Origin of the sequence: Sedimentibacter sp. B4 (genome assembly GCF_000309315.1) — a bacterium.
GTDB lineage: Bacteria > Bacillota > Clostridia > Tissierellales > Sedimentibacteraceae > Sedimentibacter > Sedimentibacter saalensis.
Genome location: NZ_CANG01000729.1, coordinates 1 through 236 on the forward strand (window position 1 = coordinate 1; position 236 = coordinate 236).

The 236-nt window shown below is 69.9% G+C and carries 1 protein-coding gene; it reads left to right on the forward strand.

Going from position 1 to position 236, the window contains the following annotated elements:
* On the forward strand, window positions 1-236 hold a 236-nt coding region (locus BN358_RS24190; RefSeq protein WP_304412797.1), incomplete at both ends, for an alpha-isopropylmalate synthase regulatory domain-containing protein.

The window sequence follows — 236 nt, forward strand, 5'->3', positions numbered from 1 at the left end:
GGAGATGTGGCGGATCTTCGCCGACGAGTATCTGGCCGACACCGAGCCGCTGAGCCTGGTCACCGTGAAGTCGGTGTCCAACGGGGGCGGCTACACGGTCACGGCGACCGTCCGCGACCGCGGGGTCGAGCACGAGATCACCGGCGAGGGCAACGGCCCGCTGTCGGCGTTCGTGGACGCCCTGGGCATCCTCGGCCACCACGTCCGGGTGCTCGACTACACCGAGCACGCGCTGT